14 protein-coding genes and 1 rRNA gene are annotated in these 17,812 nt (G+C 43.4%); 9 read left to right on the top strand and 6 right to left on the bottom strand.

Annotated elements, in window-relative coordinates:
- The first annotated feature begins 16 nt into the window (after positions 1-16).
- The 8 genes from pbp4b to AC4CV5_RS18455 all read left to right on the top strand — a co-directional run bounded on the left by pbp4b (position 17) and on the right by AC4CV5_RS18455 (position 10,147).
- Positions 17-1,342 (top strand): penicillin binding protein PBP4B, encoded by a 1,326-nt coding sequence (gene pbp4b, locus AC4CV5_RS18490; protein WP_166854469.1) that lies wholly within the window; start codon positions 17-19, stop codon positions 1,340-1,342.
- Positions 1,343-1,368: 26 nt separating this feature from the next.
- The gene (locus tag AC4CV5_RS18485; protein WP_248602379.1) at positions 1,369-3,297 is read left to right on the top strand and encodes a glycoside hydrolase family 3 protein; all 1,929 of its coding nucleotides are present in this window, start codon (positions 1,369-1,371) and stop codon (positions 3,295-3,297) included.
- Positions 3,298-3,310: 13 nt separating this feature from the next.
- The gene (locus AC4CV5_RS18480) at positions 3,311-4,555 is read left to right on the top strand and encodes an exo-beta-N-acetylmuramidase NamZ family protein (RefSeq protein WP_490923546.1); all 1,245 of its coding nucleotides are present in this window, start codon (positions 3,311-3,313) and stop codon (positions 4,553-4,555) included.
- Positions 4,556-4,744: 189 nt separating this feature from the next.
- Positions 4,745-6,334, top strand: a complete 1,590-nt coding sequence (gene btr / locus AC4CV5_RS18475) for a bacillibactin transport transcriptional regulator Btr (protein ID WP_490923545.1) — start codon at positions 4,745-4,747, stop codon at positions 6,332-6,334.
- A 90-nt stretch (positions 6,335-6,424) separates the two neighbouring features.
- Positions 6,425-7,378, top strand: coding sequence for an iron ABC transporter substrate-binding protein FeuA (gene feuA, locus AC4CV5_RS18470; RefSeq protein WP_222143431.1), 954 nt, complete (start codon positions 6,425-6,427; stop codon positions 7,376-7,378).
- Between the two features lie 18 nt (positions 7,379-7,396).
- Positions 7,397-8,401 (top strand): FecCD family ABC transporter permease, encoded by a 1,005-nt coding sequence (locus AC4CV5_RS18465; protein WP_084992765.1) that lies wholly within the window; start codon positions 7,397-7,399, stop codon positions 8,399-8,401.
- Positions 8,394-9,404 carry an iron ABC transporter permease FeuC gene (feuC, locus tag AC4CV5_RS18460; protein ID WP_166854475.1) on the top strand — a complete coding sequence of 337 codons (1,011 nt, stop codon included), beginning with the start codon at positions 8,394-8,396 and terminating at the stop codon, positions 9,402-9,404. Before AC4CV5_RS18465 ends, feuC begins: the two co-directional genes overlap by 8 nt.
- On the top strand, positions 9,401-10,147 hold the full coding sequence (locus AC4CV5_RS18455) for an alpha/beta hydrolase (protein ID WP_166854476.1): 747 nt from the start codon (positions 9,401-9,403) through the stop codon (positions 10,145-10,147). The genes feuC and AC4CV5_RS18455 overlap by 4 nt, the downstream gene beginning before the upstream one ends.
- Positions 10,148-10,162: 15 nt before the next feature.
- Here the strand turns inward: AC4CV5_RS18455 and AC4CV5_RS18450 are convergent, their stop codons facing one another.
- From AC4CV5_RS18450 to AC4CV5_RS18430, 5 genes are all read right to left on the bottom strand, one after another.
- A complete protein-coding gene (locus tag AC4CV5_RS18450; protein WP_166854748.1) occupies positions 10,163-11,083 on the bottom strand; it encodes a bile acid:sodium symporter family protein in 921 nt (306 codons plus the stop codon).
- Positions 11,084-11,228: 145 nt separating this feature from the next.
- Entirely contained in the window at positions 11,229-12,665 is a 1,437-nt protein-coding gene (locus AC4CV5_RS18445) for a SulP family inorganic anion transporter (protein WP_166854477.1), read from the bottom strand.
- A gap of 240 nt (positions 12,666-12,905) precedes the next feature.
- The gene (locus AC4CV5_RS18440) at positions 12,906-13,952 is read right to left on the bottom strand and encodes a zinc-dependent alcohol dehydrogenase (RefSeq protein ID WP_490923544.1); all 1,047 of its coding nucleotides are present in this window, start codon (positions 13,950-13,952) and stop codon (positions 12,906-12,908) included.
- Positions 13,927-14,877, bottom strand: a complete 951-nt coding sequence (locus AC4CV5_RS18435; protein WP_166854479.1) for an inositol monophosphatase family protein — start codon at positions 14,875-14,877, stop codon at positions 13,927-13,929. The genes AC4CV5_RS18440 and AC4CV5_RS18435 overlap by 26 nt, the downstream gene beginning before the upstream one ends.
- Positions 14,874-16,142 carry an aspartate aminotransferase family protein gene (locus AC4CV5_RS18430; RefSeq protein ID WP_222143427.1) on the bottom strand — a complete coding sequence of 423 codons (1,269 nt, stop codon included), beginning with the start codon at positions 16,140-16,142 and terminating at the stop codon, positions 14,874-14,876. Before AC4CV5_RS18430 ends, AC4CV5_RS18435 begins: the two co-directional genes overlap by 4 nt.
- A 270-nt stretch (positions 16,143-16,412) precedes the next feature.
- Between AC4CV5_RS18430 and AC4CV5_RS18425 the strand changes: the two genes are divergently transcribed.
- The gene (locus AC4CV5_RS18425; RefSeq protein ID WP_166854481.1) at positions 16,413-17,636 is read left to right on the top strand and encodes an MFS transporter; all 1,224 of its coding nucleotides are present in this window, start codon (positions 16,413-16,415) and stop codon (positions 17,634-17,636) included.
- Between the two features lie 89 nt (positions 17,637-17,725).
- On the opposite strand, the gene rrf is transcribed toward AC4CV5_RS18425, so the two are convergent.
- Positions 17,726-17,812, bottom strand: a 5S ribosomal RNA gene (gene rrf, locus AC4CV5_RS18420); the annotation flags it as partial.

Genomic DNA, 17,812 nt, shown 5'->3' with positions numbered 1-17,812 from the left:
GGAAAGGAGCAAGCCAGTGAAAACACAGATACTGTTCTTATTCAGTGCCATTTTCACCCTATCTATATTGACGCCAGCCGAAACCTCCGCGCAAACAGCAGACTACCAAGTTGAGCCGAAAACCATAAATGCAGAAACTGTACAATTCTCGTCGAAGAAACTAAGGAAGGTTGATCAGATGATAGAACGGGATATTGCAGCAGGATTTCCAGGCGCCGTTCTTGTCGTAGTAAAGGATGGCCGCATCATAAAAAAAGAAGCATACGGCTACAGTAAAAAGTACGAAGGAACAGAACTGCTGCGCCGTCCGGCCAAAATGAAAACCCGCACAATGTTTGACTTGGCCTCAAATACAAAAATGTATGCAACAAATTTTGCATTGCAGCGCTTAGTCACCCAAGGAAAACTCGATGTTCATGAAAAGGTTTCTGCATATTTGCCTAATTTCAAGGATCAGCCTGGAGACCCGATCAAAGGAAAAGACAGGATTCGTGTTATCGATGTCCTTCAGCACCAATCAGGGCTCCCCTCAAGCTTTTATTTTTACACGCCGGAAAAAGCAGGCATGTACTATTCTCAGGAGCGGGAGAAAACGATTGAATATTTAACGAAGATTCCGCTTGATTATCAAACAGGGACAAAACACGTATACAGTGACATCGGATATATGCTCCTCGGCTGCATTGTTGAAAAACTCACCGGTAAACCGCTTGATGTCTACGCGGAGCAAGAGCTCTATAAGCCGCTGGGGCTGAAGCATACCTTGTACAATCCGCTGCAAAAAGGCTTTAAACCAAAGCAGTTCGCAGCTACTGAACGTATGGGCAATACACGGGACGGTGTGATTCATTTCCCTAACATCCGTACACACACGCTGCAAGGAGAAGTGCATGATGAAAAAGCGTTTTACTCAATGGATGGCGTGTCTGGCCATGCCGGATTGTTCTCAAATGCTGATGATATGGCCATTCTGCTCCAGATCATGTTAAACAAAGGATCATATCGGGACGTTTCTTTATTTGATCAGAAAACAGCCGACCTATTTACAGCTCCTTCAGCAACAGATCCGACATTTGCTCTTGGCTGGCGTCGAAACGGAAGTAAAAGCATGGAATGGATGTTTGGCCCTTATGCCAGCGAAAATGCTTACGGACATACCGGCTGGACAGGAACAGTTACCATCATTGATCCAACATACAATTTAGGCATTGCACTTTTAACGAACAAAAAGCATTCACCAGTTGCTGATCCAGAGGAAAATCCAAATGTGTTTAAGGGTGATCAATTTCCAACAGGCAGTTACGGGAGCGTCATTACCGCGATCTATGAAGCGATGGAATGAATGATTTACGATAGGAGGAAGTTTCTATGAAACCTGTCTTTCCGCTTATCCTTTCAGCCGTTCTCTTTCTCTCAGGTTTTCTCGGCGCCAGTCAGACAAAAGCCGCTGCATCCAGCGGCTCAGCCGACGCCAAGCAAATTGTCAAACGAATGACGTTAGATGAAAAACTCGGCCAGATGCTAATGCCGGATTTCAGAAATTGGCAAAAGGAAGGCCAGTCCTCTCCGCAAGCCTTAACGGAAATGAATGAGGAAGTCGCCGGCCTCATCAAGAAATATCAATTCGGGGGCGTCATTCTTTTTGCAGAAAATGTAAAAACAACAAAACAAACTGTACAGCTGACAGATGCTTACCAAAAGGCGAGCGCTAAAATCCCGCTTATTCTGAGTATTGACCAAGAAGGCGGCATCGTAACGAGATTAGGGGAGGGAACTAATTTCCCAGGGAATATGGCGCTGGGCGCAGCAAGAAGCAGAATCAATGCCTATCAGACCGGCACCATCATTGGCAAGGAGCTTTCTGCCTTAGGCATTAATACAGATTTCAGCCCTGTTATGGACATTAATAATAATCCTGATAATCCTGTGATCGGCGTACGGTCATTCAGCTCTAATCGAGAACTGACAGCACGACTCGGTTTGTATACGATGAAGGGTTTGCAGCGGCAGGATATAGCTTCTGCGCTCAAACATTTCCCGGGACATGGAGACACAGACGTTGACAGCCATTACGGATTGCCGCTCGTTTCCCATAATCAAGACCGGCTTCGTGAGGTCGAGCTCTATCCTTTTCAAAGAGCAATTGATGCTGGTGCTGATATGGTAATGACAGCACACGTTCAATTTCCTGCCTTTGACGACACCACATACAAAAGCAAACTTGATGGATCGGACGTTTTGGCCCCGGCTACACTCTCGAAAAAAGTGATGACAGGTCTTCTTCGTGAGGAAATGGGCTTTGACGGCGTCATCGTTACCGATGCTCTCAATATGAAAGCAATCGCAGATCATTTTGGCCAGGAAGAGGCTGTAGTCATGGCTATAAAAGCCGGTGTCGATATTGCATTAATGCCTGCCTCAGTTACTTCTCTGAAAGAAGAACAGAAATTCGCACGTGTTACTCAAGCTTTGAAAGAAGCAGTGAAAAACGGAGACATTCCTGAACATCAAATCAACAAATCGGTTGAAAGAATCATTTCCCTGAAAATAAAACGCGGTATGTATCCAGCTCGAAACGACGACAGCATAAAAGAAAAAATAGCCGAAGCCCAGAAGATCGTAGGAAGCAAGCATCACCTGAAAGCGGAGAAAAAAATAGCCGAAAAAGCCGTGACCGTATTAAAAAATGAACAGCACACCTTGCCGTTCAAGCCTAAAAAAGACAGCCAAATCTTAATTGTCGCGCCTTACGAAGAACAAACTGCTTCAATTGAACAAACCATTCGCGATCTCATCAAGCGAAAGAAAATCAAATCCGTGTCCCTCAGTAAAATCAGTTTTGCAAACCAAGTATTTAATGCCGAGCATGAACAACAAGTAAAAGAGGCTGATTATATCATTACCGGCTCCTACGTCGTGAAAAATGACCCTGTCGTCAACGACGGTGTCATCGACGACACCATTTCAGATTCTAGCAAATGGGCCACCGTATTTCCGAGAGCTGTGATGAAAGCCGCACTGCAGCACAACAAACCATTTGTCTTAATGAGCCTGCGCAACCCATATGATGCCGCCAATTTTGAAGAATCTAAGGCACTCATTGCTGTCTATGGCTTTAAAGGGTACGCGAATGGCCGTTATCTACAACCCAATATTCCGGCCGGAGTTATGACGATATTCGGCCAGGCAAAACCTAAAGGCACACTTCCAGTTGACATTCCGTCAGTCACGAAACCGGGAGACATCCTTTATCCATATGGCTACGGATTAAATATCAAAACGGGAAAACCGCTCTAATAAGGAGGGACACATGAGAAAAACTATATTCGCTTTTCTCACAGGGCTTATGATGTTCGGAACGATAACAGCTGCCTCAGCATCATCCGATTCCAAGAATCAAACGGCTAAAAAACCTAAAGTCCAGACCGGCATAGACACGCTTTTCCCGGATTATAAAAAGCAACTCAAAGGAAAACGAATCGGATTGATCACCAATCCAACAGGCGTAAACGCATCTCTGAAAAGCAGTGTTGATATTCTTTACGAGAACCCCGATATCAAGCTGACAGCGTTATTCGGCCCTGAGCACGGCGTACGCGGAGACGCTCAGGCGGGAGACGAAGTAGGCTCTTACATTGACGAAAAAACCGGGATTCCCGTATACAGCCTCTACGGAAAAACGAATAAACCGACACCAGAGATGCTGAAAAATGTCGATGTTCTTATGTTTGACATTCAGGATGTCGGGACCCGGTACTACACGTACATTTATACAATGGCATACGCAATGGAAGCCGCTAAAGAAAACGGCATTCCTTTTATGGTGCTGGACCGTCCGAATCCTCAAGGCGGGAATCATATTGAAGGGCCAGTCTTAGAACCTGAATACGCCTCGTTTGTCGGATTGTATCCCATTCCGTTAAAGCACGGAATGACCATAGGCGAATTAGCTTTACTGTTCAACAAGGAATTTGACATTGATGCCGATCTGACAGTGGTGAAAATGAAACACTGGAAACGAAAAATGGATTTTAACGATACCCGACTGCCTTTCGTCCTCCCTTCACCTAACATGCCGACGGTGGAGAGCACATTTGTTTATCCTGCAACCGGGCTGATTGAAGGAACAAATATATCCGAAGGGCGGGGGACAACAAAGCCATTCGAATTAATTGGGGCTCCCTTTATCAAAAGCACAGAGCTTGAAGAAACATTAAACAGCCTCAATCTGCCGGGAGTCACATTCAGGGCAGCTTCCTTTACGCCGACGTTTTCTAAACATCAAGGAACGCTTTGCCACGGTGTGCAGCTCTATGTGACAGACAGAGAAAAGTTTGAAGCGGTTAAAACAGGTCTGTCACTCATTAAAACAATACACGACCTCTATCCTGAAAATTTTGAGTTCCTATCAACAGGTTCATTTGATAAACTGGCAGGCAACGGCTGGATCAGGACAAAAATTGAAAACGGCACTTCTATTAAAGACATCATAGACAACTACAAAAAACCACTCAAGCAATTCAGCAAAACAAGAAAAAAATATCTTATCTATTAAGACGTAAGCATCGTATGTTACACGTGTAACATTTTCTTACCGAACAAAAGACCCTTACTTTTATATCTGAGTAAGGGTTTTTTTTATGACAAAAACCCACCAGCTTTATATAGGAAAACTTTCATTTATTTGGTACAATTTTATTGAAAATGATTATCAATTGAATGTTTCTGAAAAGGTGGTCTACTCTTGCAAAATACAGTGATTTATCATCCCATACAAATTGAATATCTAAAAAAAACAAGTGATCTCTTCTCAGAACAGCAATTAGCGGATTCATTTGTACTGATCTTTCATTTAAAAGGAAACGGCCATATTTCAATCGGAACAAACATCAGTCCTCTGCAAAAAAAGACACTTTATGTTTGTCCGCCTAACGAGACCTTTGGCTTTACGCCCGCAGCCGAAGGTCATATAGATGCCTGTCTGATCAGGCTTCAAAGCTATGTCAAGGAAACCGGGCAAGATATCTTAACACCCTGTACAGAAACGGAATTAGCCAAACTGAAGCTTGTGAATGTTTCACATATCGAAAACCTTACAGCCCGGCTTCAGGAGCTGGCAGCGCTATGGAATGAATCGACTCGGCTTTCTCAGCTAAAATGCGCCATTGAAGTACAAAGCCTGGTTTATGACCTCTTCACTGCCAGTTTTTCTGAGCAGACGGATACACATTCAGCAATCGAAAAAACAAAACAATATATCGAAACCCATGCAGATACAAAAATTACACTTGCCCAGCTGTCGCAAATGGCCGGAATCAGCGCCAAACACTACAGCGAAAGTTTTAAAAAATGGACAGGTCAGAGTGTAACAGAGTTCATCACAAAAACACGAATCACCCGAGCAAAACGGCTCATGGCTAGATCAAATTGCAAATTAAAGGAAATCGCTCATCAAACTGGCTATCAAGATGAATTTTATTTCAGCAGAATCTTTAAAAAGCATACTGGCTGTTCACCTACAAGCTATATGAAAAAACGCCGAAAAAAAATTGCCGCTTACGGAAAGGGCACAATGGGCCATCTCATCCCTCTTCATCACATACCGTTTGCGGCCGCGCTGCATCCAAAATGGACGTCTTACTACTATCAGCATTATTCGACAGATATTCCCGTCCAGCTCAGCGCATACCGGTTTAATGAAAAATGGGAAGAAAACCTGCACACGTTATCTCAGGCTGAACCAGATGTGATTTTCAGCATGGATTCTATTTCTCTAGAAGAACAAAATCGCTTGAATCGTATCGCAGAAGTCAATTATCTTCCTTCAGAAGAAAGCTGGAGAACTCACTTTCTGCAAACTGCCTCAATCTTAAAGGAAGAGTCTGAAGCAGAAAAGTGGCTCGCGTCTTATGACCAGCAGACGGCGGCCGCCAAAAAAACACTTCAGCACGCCCAAGGGCTGCGTTTTCTGTTTCTGAGGCTGCATAAGCAAAACTTCTATCTGGCACATAATCGAAGCGTCCGCGAAGTCTTCTTTGGCGATTTAGGACTCCGCTCGGCAAAAACACCAGATACGCCTTTAGATCAAGCCATTTCGTTAGAAAATATCGCAAATTACCAAGCTGACTGCATAATGCTTTTTCTATTTAAAGAGCCTGAAACCATTGCTTATTACCAGCAATTGCAGCAGACAGAAGCCTGGCAAAACTTAAGCGCTGTGCGGTACAAACGTGTTTATCTTCTATCCTTTGACCCTTGGAATGAATACTCAGCTTGCGGGCACGAACGGATCGTTCAGCAAACCGTTTCTTTACTATCCGGTGATTGTCCATGATAAATTTGGAATTTGTCCATGGTGTTATATCTGTTCATTCTCTATAATTCCAATTGATAATAGTTATCAATTGAACAGGAGGCTCTATAGATGAAAAAGATATCTCTTACCTTATTAATCTTGCTTCTCGCGCTGACGGCGGCAGCTTGTGGCAGCAAAAATGAATCGACTGCCAGCAAAGCAAGCGGCACATCGTCTGAGAAGAAGAAAATTGAATACCTGGATAAAACATATGAAGTACCTGTACCGACAGACAAAATTGCCATTACAGGAAGCGTAGAATCAATGGAAGATGCGAAACTGCTTGACGTTCATCCGCAAGGCGCAATTTCATTCTCCGGCAAATTCCCTGATATGTTCAAAGACATCACTGATAAAGCCGAAGCAACCGGAGAAAAAATGGAGCCAAACATTGAAAAGATTCTTGAAATGAAGCCAGACGTCATCCTTGCTTCAACAAAATTCCCGGAAAAAACACTGCAAAAAATCAGCACAGCCGGCACGACGATCCCAGTTTCTCATATCTCTTCAAACTGGAAGGAAAACATGATGCTGCTTGCCCAGCTGACTGGAAAAGAGAAAAAGGCGAAAAAAATCATCGCAGACTATGAACAAGATTTAAAAGAAACAAAAACAAAAATCAATGAAAAAGCAAAAGATTCAAAAGCGCTTGTCATCAGAATCAGACAAGGCAACATTTACATTTACCCTGAACAGGTGTACTTCAACTCCACACTTTATGGTGATTTAGGCCTTAAAGCGCCGAATGAAGTAAAAGCTGCAAAAGCGCAAGAGCTGATTTCATTAGAAAAATTAAGTGAAATGAATCCTGACCATATCTTCGTCCAATTTTCTGATGATGAAAATGCAGACAAACCTGATGCCTTAAAAGATTTAGAGAAAAATCCAATCTGGAAAAGCCTTAAAGCAGTCAAGGAAGATCATGTGTACGTCAACTCAGTGGATCCTCTCGCACAAGGCGGCACAGCTTGGAGCAAAGTCCGCTTCCTGAAAGCGGCTGCTGAAAAATTGACACAAAACTAATTCAGAGTAGGTTTTTGTATGTATTCAAAACAGTGGACACGTATCATATTGATTACTTCTCCATTTGCTATTGCACTGTCGCTGCTGCTTTCGATCTTATATGGCGCAAAGCACCTAAGCACAGATATTGTTTTTACATCTCTTATTCATTTCGATCCGGGAAACACAGACCATCAAATTATATGGCATTCCCGGATTCCAAGGGCTGCCGGCGCTCTGCTCATAGGGGCAGCCCTTGCTGTTTCTGGAGCACTTATGCAAGGCATTACGCGCAATTACTTAGCTTCGCCCTCCATTATGGGCGTTTCAGATGGTTCCGCGTTTATCATCACGCTTTGTATGGTTCTGCTCCCGCAATCGTCTTCGTTTGAAATGATCATTTACTCTTTTATCGGCTCAGCATTAGGAGCTGTGTTAGTATTCAGCCTTGCTGCCATGATGCCTAACGGGTTTACCCCCGTGCAGCTAGCCATCATTGGCACAGTCACAAGCATGCTGCTCAGCAGTTTATCAGCGGCCATGTCGATTTATTTTCAAATCTCACAAGATCTCAGTTTCTGGTACAGCGCCAGACTTCATCAAATGAGTCCTGATTTCCTGAAGCTAGCCGCTCCGTTTTTCCTAATTGGCATCGTAATGGCCATTTCTCTCAGCAAAAAGGTGACCGCTGTATCATTAGGCGATGACATTTCTAAAAGTCTGGGACAAAAGAAAAAAACCATTAAAATCATGGCGATGCTTTCAGTCATCATTTTAACCGGCAGTGCAGTAGCGCTGGCCGGAAAAATTGCGTTTGTCGGATTAGTTGTTCCGCATATCACGAGATTTCTCGTCGGCTCTGATTACAGCAGGCTGATTCCATGTTCCTGCATCTTAGGCGGAATCTTTTTAACCCTATGTGATCTCGCAAGCAGATTTATCAATTATCCGTTTGAAACACCGATTGAAGTCGTGACATCTATTATCGGTGTGCCTTTCTTCCTTTATTTGATTAAACGAAAAGGAGGGGAGCAAAATGGCTAAAAAATATGCCGTGTTCATCGCTTTAATTCTCGTTGTCAGCTATTTCAGCTTAACGAGCGGATCATTTTCTGTTCGTCCGGCTGAATTGCTCTCCACTCTTTTTCAGATTGATCCGAATCCGCAGTATGACATTTTGCTGTTCGATTTAAGACTGCCGCGGGTTGTCATGGCAGCTATTATTGGACTCGGTCTAGGCATTGCAGGCGCCGTCATCCAAGCCATCACACGTAATGGCCTTGCAGACCCGGGAATTCTCGGAATCAACGCAGGAGCGGGAGCCGGGATTGTCGCGTTTATGCTATTGTTCCAAGGCCAGAAAGAAGTGACATCCATAGCTGCGGCGATGGGAATGCCAATCTTCGGATTGATAGGCGGACTGATTGCGGCGATCCTGATATACATATTTGCGTGGCACAGAGGCAATTTAGATTCAGGAAGAATTATTCTGGTAGGAATCGCGATCAATTCAGGATTTAGCGCCTTGTCTCTGTTTTTATCATTAAAAATGGACCCGCAAGACTATCAAATGGCCATGGTGTGGAAAAACGGAAGCATCTGGTCTGCCAACTGGACGTATATCACAGCCGTTCTCCCTTGGATGCTGTTATTTATACCTATTCTTATCGCCAAGTCCCGCTTGCTCGACACCATTCGTTTTGATGAAGACACAGTCAGAAGCCTGGGTATTTCATCAAATAAAGAAAAAACCATCCTGCTCGTCGCTTGCGTAGCAATCATCAGCGCCTGTGTCTCCGTAGCGGGCAGCATGGCGTTTGTCGGCTTAATTGCTCCCCATATCTCACGGAGACTGGCTGGTGTCGAACACCGCGACATCTTGCCACTGAGCGGTTTAATCGGCATGCTGCTTGTGATAAGCGCAGACTTTGCCGGAAAGCTGTTTTTCCAGCCAGCTGAAGTGCCCGCAGGCATTATTTTGGCGATCCTCGGTGTTCCTTATTTCTTATATCTGCTTTTCAAGCAAAAAAAGGGGGAGAATGCTTGAAAGGATCTCTTTCAGAACACAAAGCTGGAAAAAGGAGGTTCACGCTGTACCTTCCTCCTTCCTACAGCCCAGGCAGCAGGGGATTTCCTGCTGTTTACGTGCAGGATGGCAGTTTTTTGTTTCAGGGCCAAATCGAATTATTAGAAAACAAATTTCAACAGCGAAGGCTGCCCGAACTCGTGCTGATCGGTATCATACCCGAAAACCGGCTGGATGAATATACCCCTTGGCCAGCTGCATCACTCAGTGATCGGTTCCCGGACTTCGGAGGCTTGGGATATCACTATCTGTCTGACATAACAAACCGGTTCATTCCATTTATCGAAGAAAACTGGAACGTCACCAGGGAACCGCAATCAAGAGGAATGATTGGTGCCTCATTAGGCGGCCTCATTTCAATGTTCGCCTTATTAAAGTATCCGTCTGTGTTTGGAAAAATAGGCTCTATCTCAGGCTCCTACTGGTACGAGAACGCAGCGGAAACCATTCATTTATCTTCTTTAAAGCCCGGCCCTGCACGTGTTTTTATGTCTGTCGGCAGTGAAGAAGGCCGTGAAAAACAATCCATTCAGCGACATATGCTGCAGAATACAAAGCAAGTGCATCAAAGTTTAAAAGAAAAAGGCTTCACTGAAAAGCAACTATGTCTTTCAATTGAAAAAGGGGCAGTGCATCACCGCAAGTACTTCTGCCAACAGTTCATCATCGCGCTCGAATGGCTATACGGAAAAAACCGCTCGTAGAATTGAGCGGTTTTTTCATGCTTTCTGCAATACAGGTTTTAGTTCAAAACGATTCAGCATATAGCCAAACAAAGCAGCCAGTATCTGCTGAAACAGCATGCCGATCACCACCGGAACGGCAACCTGGGACGGGAAGAACGTAACGGCAAGAACTGCACCGGCACTGATATTTCTCATGCCTCCCGTAAAAATAAGAGATACAATTTCCTCCTGCCGCCTTTTCATCATTTTTCCGATCAGCCAAGCAGCGGCATAGCCGGTTAACGCGATAAAGAAAACCGTCACAGCTATACCTACAAATCTCAAGTCAATCGCTTTGAAATAAGGAGCAATTGCTGAACTGTTAATCGCAATGACAGCCATCAGGCAAAGCTTTGAAAAAGGTGACAGCGCACTGCTAACAGATGCGGTTCTTTCTGGAGATGAGATCTGATTAAACAGCATGCCCAGAAAAGAAGGAATCACGACCATCACAATCAGCCCTTTCATCATTCCCCACACATCCATATGAACCTGAGCGCCGGCCAGCAATGAAAGGCTCAGCGGTACGATCAACGGCGACAGCACAGTATCAACCAAAATAATCGAAAGCGTCAAACCGACATTCCCTTTGTACATCGCTGCCCAAATCAAGCTTGTAATCCCCGTAGGAATCACAACAGCCAATGTTAAGCCGGTGATCGTCAAAGGATCTCCTTTAAAGATAAGATGGCCGCTGCCCCAGGCAAAAAGCGGCATAAAAATATGAAGAACAAATAATGCAAGAATCATAGGAAGAGGATGAGACAATGCATGTCTCAAAGATTGAAAGTTAGCGCTCAAACTGCCTGCAAACGTAATAAAAGCAAAGATCCAAGGCACAGCCCATTCATACCCGTTTAAAAACTGAGACAGCAGTACGCCCAGCACCACACTAGTCGGCGTTAAAAGCGGCATGACTTTCCCCAATACACGGTTCAGCTTCTGAAGCGTCATATACAAGTCTCCTATTAAATATTTCTTTCTCACTCTATTATATCAATGCTGTTCAGCCATAGTGATATAAAAAAGCCCAGATCTCATCAATCTGGGCTTTCACACTTTATGTCATTTGCTTCATAAGAGCTTTACTAGCATTGTTCAAACCCTTTACTTCGGCTTCAATTCCTTGCTCTTTAAACTTCGCAACAATCTTATCAAGCGCTGCCGCTCCTGAATCATCCCATACGTGGGCCTCAGTTAAGTCAATCACAACTCGCTCAATATCCTCTTGATAAATAAAAGCATTCGTAAGATCAGTCACTGACGCAAAAAAGATTTGCCCCTTCACTTTGTACGTTCTCAGCTTTTGATCCTCTGCATGAGAAACAATTTTCAGCTTCGAGATTTTTGCCACAAAGAACACGGCGCTTAAGAGAACGCCGACGAATACGCCTTTCGATAAGTCGTCTGTCACAACAACCGTAATCACAGTCACAACCATGACAATTGAGTCTGTGAGCGGTGCTTTTTTGAGGCCTTTTAAAGAAGACCAATCAAATGTGCCGACAGAAACCATAACCATAACAGCCACTAACGCTGCCATCGGAATTTTCACGACGACAGTACTCAAAACGGCAATTAAAAACATCAGAAAAGCCCCGGCAACAAATGCAGATAAACGTCCGCGGCCGCCCGCTTTTGTATTAATGACAGATTGTCCAATCATAGCGCAGCCTGCCATGCCGCCAAAGAACCCAGTCACGATATTCGCAATCCCCTGTCCGCGGCTCTCTTTATTTTTGTCACTGTCCGTATCCGTCATCTCATCAATAATCTGTGCTGTCAGCAAAGATTCCAGCAATCCGACAAACGCTAAAGCAATCGAATAAGGAAAAATGATTTGCAGCGTTTCAAAGGTAAACGGAACATCAGGGATTAAGAAATGAGGCAAAGAACTAGAAATATTGCCCATATCTCCGACCGTCCGTACATCCACATGGAAAGTAACCGCAATAATCGTCATCACAATAATCGCGACAAGTGGAGACGGAACCGCAGTCGTAAATCGCGGGAGTACATAAATAATTACCAACGACCCGGCAAGCATTGCATACATGCTCCAAGAAGCACCCTCAAACTGAGGAAGCTGAGCAGAGAAGATAAGGATCGCCAGCGCATTCACAAACCCAATCATCACAGAACGCGGGATGAATTTCATTAATCTCGCAATTTTACTGATACCTAAAATCACCTGAATAATTCCTGTCAAAATCGTTGCCGCAAATAAATATTGAAGCCCATGATCAGCAACCAGCGAAACCATAACGACCGCCATTGAGCCAGTCGCAGCTGAAATCATGCCTGGTCTGCCGCCAAAAATAGAAATAATAATGGCTATACAAAATGACGCATAAAGACCGACCATCGGATCAACACCGGCTATAATAGAAAAGCCAATTGCTTCAGGTATTAATGCTAACGCAACTAAAATGCCAGCAAGAATGTCTTTTCGGATATTCCCGAACCATTGCTGCTTTAATGTAAAACTATTATTCAAATATAACGACTCCTTTTTAAAAAATAAATCCGCACCGTATTAGTTGTATTGGGAGCTGACTTTATTTTACGGGAGAATATGAAAAGGAACACGATCGGGGAAAAAGGGGAAACGTTGAGTATGTTGTATTGAGGCAAGGAGTTATTATACAAAGAGTATCATATTAAATTTTGATCAAATACGCAAGATGAATGCTGAAGAAAATAATGGCTCAAACTTAGTTTGAGCCACTTCGCTGCATTATATCATATCCGGATGAGAAACAAGAATCGTTTTAACTGCAGTAATATCTTTTCTCTCATTTGAAAACGGATCTATGCCCATCAATTCTTGAATGGCAGCCTCATAGTTATCAAGCGAGGTTTTCTCCGTAATCAGTTCAGAAAGCTGAGGCATGTCCGCGGCACATGAAACCGCATCCTCCATAATCTGGCGAGCCTCTCCGGTTCCAACGATTGTCACGCCATTAGAAAGCAGCTGGAAAGGCCTGATTTTCATCTCATACGTATCATCAAATCCCATTGGCACAAGCCTGCCGCCCTTATCTATTAATGGATACGCCCAATCAAGCTGATTGCCGATCGCGTCAAAAATCACATCAAATTTTCTCCCTTGATTAATGCGTCTGACCTCGTCCACCGTTAGATCCTGCGGATGATAAACATAATCGGATATCAGGCCTGCCGCTTCTGTTCGGTACTCTCCCACCTCAGTCGCAACCGTCAGCCTTGATAATTTTTTCACCATCATTTGCACAAGCAGCCCGATCGGACCCGACCCTAGCACCAGTACAGAATCGTCAGGTTTTATTGCAGCCCGCTCTACCACATTTAATACACAGGAAAGCGGCTCAATTAAAGTGGCTCGTTCCCATTCCATATCGTCAGGTATTTTATACATAAAACGGTCCTCGCCTACGTAATAATCGGCAAAAGTGCCATGCGCTCCTAATCCCAACTGCCAGTCTTCAAATGTCTCACAATAACAGGTTAATCCTTTCCTGCAATAATAGCACTTTCCGCAAAACTGAGTCGGATCGATCACCACGCGATCACCAGGCTTAACGTTATTCACCTCAGGCCCCGTTTCTGTCACCACTCCAACAGATTCGTGGCCTAGGATCATATTATGAGTCGCATGCATCTTTCCTTTTAGCACATTTAAATCCGTTCCGCAAATGCCTGTCCCGTATATTCTTACTTTCACATCGTTCATTTTTTTGATTTGAGGTTCTTCTACTTCTTGCATTTCAAGCCGATCATTAGGAGTCCAGACCAACGCTTTCATATGTCTCTTCCTTTCCGTCCCAGCGAATTTGATCCAGCAGCTTCTGATGCAGCTCCTTCGTTGACGCAGCAATGCATGACTGCTGGTTATTGTAGCTAAGATCCGTCAGATGTGTATCATCCAAGGACTTACCATACGCATCAGTAATGACAACTCCCGCTTTTTTCGCCAAAAACACACTTGCGGCAATATCATAAGGAAACAGATGCAGAACCTGTCCATTCCCCACATCCTGAAAATCTTTCAACAGCGCAGGATCGTCCTTTAATAAACGATTACCGATATCCACATAAGCATCCATCTGCCCTGTAATAATTCTGGAGATTGAATAAGAAGCGCTATTGAAAACAAATACACCGCCATTATTGGCTGACTGATCAATCAAATGACCGTACGCATCAATCATTAGGTGCGCGGGATGCCCATTAAACTCAAGGCTCCAGAACATATGTTTAATATCTGTTACTTTACTGAGATTCGGCAGGGTGCCTCGATAACCTTCATAATAGATTCCCTCAGAATAAACATCCGCGTACATATAGGCACCTGTTTTCAGCTCAAGCAGAAAAGCAAATTCAATATCCTTAATCTTTGCATCAGGCTTGTATGCAGCCAATGCGATAGAAATACAAGACATTTCAAGTCCTGCAGCTGCCGGGCGGGTGCCGTCAATCGGATCAACGATCAAAATATACTGAGGATTGTCTCCAAATATCTTCAGACCGCCATCTTCCGTATAAAACGCGACTGACTCTTTCTTGCTTTTCACATATTCCAGCACTGCGTTCTCAGCAGCGGCATCAATGTTAAACTGTGCATCTCCGCCCGGGGAATACCCATTGACTAACCGGTTTTTCAGTGTTCCTTTCTGTCCCTTCACTTCTTCATAAACAAATTTTCCGAGCTCTATAATATATTCTTTCACTTGATATCCTCCAATAGCTTACGAAGTTTGAAACAAAGCACCTCAGCCTCACTAAGCGTAATTGTGAGCGGCGGACGGATTTTAAATACATTTCCGAATCCGTAACGGGAAGTCCGCAAAATTAACCCATAATCCATAGCCCGCTTGGCAATATAATTGGTCAGCTCTACATCAGGCTCATTATTCTCTTTTACAATTTCAACACCGATCATCAAACCTACGCCTCTGACGTCAGCCATAAATGTAAATTCTTTCTTCATATGCTCTAAGGAATCCATAATATAATTCCCAACAATTGTTACATTTTCTAAGAAGCCCGGCCGCTGCATGATTTCGATTGTCTTACAAGCAGCTGCCGAAGCCATCACATTCGAGCCATAAGTAAATGAGTGATTGTGGCCGGCTAATCCCATATACTTTTCCTCCGTCAGGGTAGCGGCAACCTGGAATCCCGTGCCTCCCAATCCTTTCGCGACAGTCATCATATTCGGTTTCACATCAAAGTAATCAGCGGCAAACATCTTGCCTGTCCGGCCGAATCCGGTTTGAATTTCATCAAAAATAAGTGCAATATCATGCTCATCACAGAGCTTTCTTAACTGCTTAAAGTACTCCTTAGGCGGAACAATGTTTCCACCGTTGCCGGAGATCGGTTCAATAATCATCGCTGCAATTTTTCCGTTACTCGCATATTCAATAAAATCATTAATTCTTTCTACACAAAGCATTCCGCATGAATCTGGTTTCTGATTGTAAAAACAACGGTTGCAATAGGGGTCAGGCACCTGCAAACCAAAAGAAAACTGAGGGGGGAACGGCTCTCTTCGAAATGAATTCCCGGATAGCGCAGACATCATATACGTTTGGCCAAGATGGCTCCGGAATAAAGAAATGACATCTGTCTTTCCAGAATAGTTCTGGGCCATTTTAATAGCTCCTTCATTCGCGGCAGAGCCACTGCTAACCTTAGGGTGAACTTTAGTGAGATTGTCGGGGGAGATTTCTACAAGTTTTTCAGCTAGTTTATTAACGGCGTTGGTTTGGTAGGAAGAAGTGACATGTATCAGCTGGTCAGCCTGTTCTTTGACTGTATCAATAACTTCTTTATTGGTATAACCCAAATTCAAGTTGAAAGTAGCAGAGGCACAATCGATATACTCATTGCCCTCTGAATCGTACAAATAGATGCCTTCACCTCTTTCCATGACCACATCATCCACTTTGTAATACAAACTGTCTGGATTCGTAATTTCTTTCGTCCCCACTAACAACACCCCTATTCAATAAAATATGTAAAACTCGTTAATCATCGTATAAATTCTAGAAATTAATGTCAACTACATAAATAGTAAAATTTGTTAACTATTTGTTAACGTTTGCATTGAGGGTTTCTATTCGATCTTCGTATGTTATGATAGAAATAAATGGATTTAATGTAAAAAACTAAATACAATCAACATAAACAGCTTATTTTTACTACCAGTCCTATCATGTAAATTCTAGGGAGTACTATTTATATCAAAGGAGATTAATGAATGAAAACTCGTTTACTGTGGATTGGATGTTTATCTTACGGATCGATCGCCTTTACTCTTGTTATACTTGGAGCTGTCCTGCCAGAATTGCTTTCTCATTACGCACAAAGCTACAGTAATGGCGGAGTATTAGTGTTTTCGCAATTTATGGGGTTTTTAATCGGTGTACTGGGGATGCCTTATGCTGTAAAGAGGTTGGGACGAAGAAAAGTAGTTGTTATCGGACTAGCCATGATCAGCTGCGAATTGTTTATTTATTTCCTTCCCCCGTGGCCGTTGCTCTTTCTTTTTGTCAGTATGGCTGGACTTGGAGCCGGATTGGTTGAATCTTGCGTAGGAACAATTATCCTAACAGCAATTAAAGAAAAACAAGCAATCGCCATGAGCAAGATGGAAGTAGCATACGGCTTAGGAGCTCTTTTCATGCCCTTGCTATCTGGCTTTTTAATCAGCAATAATATATGGGCATTGGCCTTTCTTGTTTTGGGGCTAAGTTCATTTCTTTTGATGCTTGTTTGGAGCCGAATGAGTTTTGGCAGTTTAGACGATTTGCTCACCCGTCAAACAAATACTTCGGGCAATGGTAACCAACAAGCACCTATAAGCTTTCGAAAACATGGCATACTGTTTATTTCTTTAGCAGCTGCTTACTTCTTTTTTTATGGAGGCAGTGAAGTATCGATTGTCCACTTTATCCCTTCCATCTTCGCAGAGAAATGGGAGATCTCTAACTCCTTAGCAACAATAACGGTAACAATATATTGGATCGGTATGATCATTGGCCGTTTACTGACTGGCCCAGTTTCCGAAAAACTAACCTATCATCGTTATCTCAAGCTAATTAATATTGGCGGCCTCATTTCACTATGTATTTTAGCTATCAGTAAAACAGCTTTTGCAGGGTTTGTTCTCTGTTTCTTCTTAGGATTATTTATGGCTGGTATGTTTGCCATTGCTTTAATCATCACCAATCAATTCTATCCTGGAAAAACAGAACAAACGACAAGTATGCTGCTCGCTGCCAATGGATTAGGCGGATCTATCCTGCCAATCGCAGTCGGATGGAGTCTAGATGAGTTCCCCGCACAAACTACATTTTGGTTATTTACGGGTCTTATGTTGATCATGCTGGGGATTGTATTGGTATTAAAAATATTAGAGAACCTAAAAAGCAGAAAGCTCGATAAAATGGATACCGAAGAAAGCAAATCAGTACAGATATAAAACAAAAAACCCAGCTCACTGAGCTGGGTTTTACCTTTAAACCAGAATACAAAAAGGGTAGCTCATATGAGCTACCCTTTTTTCAAACTGCTTGGCGGCGTCCTACTCTCACAGGGGGAAACCCCCGACTACCATCGGCGCTGAAGAGCTTAACTTCCGTGTTCGGTATGGGAACG

Source organism: Bacillus sp. NS1, from assembly GCF_058248265.1.
Note: the sequence above shows the minus strand (reverse complement) of the source record. Positions and strands in the feature narration are given on the sequence as shown.

What these genes read in the sequence shown, in the direction of transcription:
- AC4CV5_RS18485 (WP_248602379.1), top strand. Translation starts at nt 1,369, where the DNA reads ATGAAACCTGTCTTTCCGCTTATCCTTTCAGCCGTTCTCTTTCTCTCA.
- AC4CV5_RS18480 (WP_490923546.1), top strand. Translation starts at nt 3,311, where the DNA reads ATGAGAAAAACTATATTCGCTTTTCTCACAGGGCTTATGATGTTCGGA.
- feuA (WP_222143431.1), top strand. Translation starts at nt 6,425, where the DNA reads ATGAAAAAGATATCTCTTACCTTATTAATCTTGCTTCTCGCGCTGACG.
- AC4CV5_RS18465 (WP_084992765.1), top strand. Translation starts at nt 7,397, where the DNA reads ATGTATTCAAAACAGTGGACACGTATCATATTGATTACTTCTCCATTT.
- feuC (WP_166854475.1), top strand. Translation starts at nt 8,394, where the DNA reads ATGGCTAAAAAATATGCCGTGTTCATCGCTTTAATTCTCGTTGTCAGC.
- AC4CV5_RS18450 (WP_166854748.1), bottom strand. Translation starts at nt 11,083, where the DNA reads ATGCCGCTTTTAACGCCGACTAGTGTGGTGCTGGGCGTACTGCTGTCT.
- AC4CV5_RS18440 (WP_490923544.1), bottom strand. Translation starts at nt 13,952, where the DNA reads ATGAAAGCGTTGGTCTGGACTCCTAATGATCGGCTTGAAATGCAAGAA.
- AC4CV5_RS18425 (WP_166854481.1), top strand. Translation starts at nt 16,413, where the DNA reads ATGAAAACTCGTTTACTGTGGATTGGATGTTTATCTTACGGATCGATC.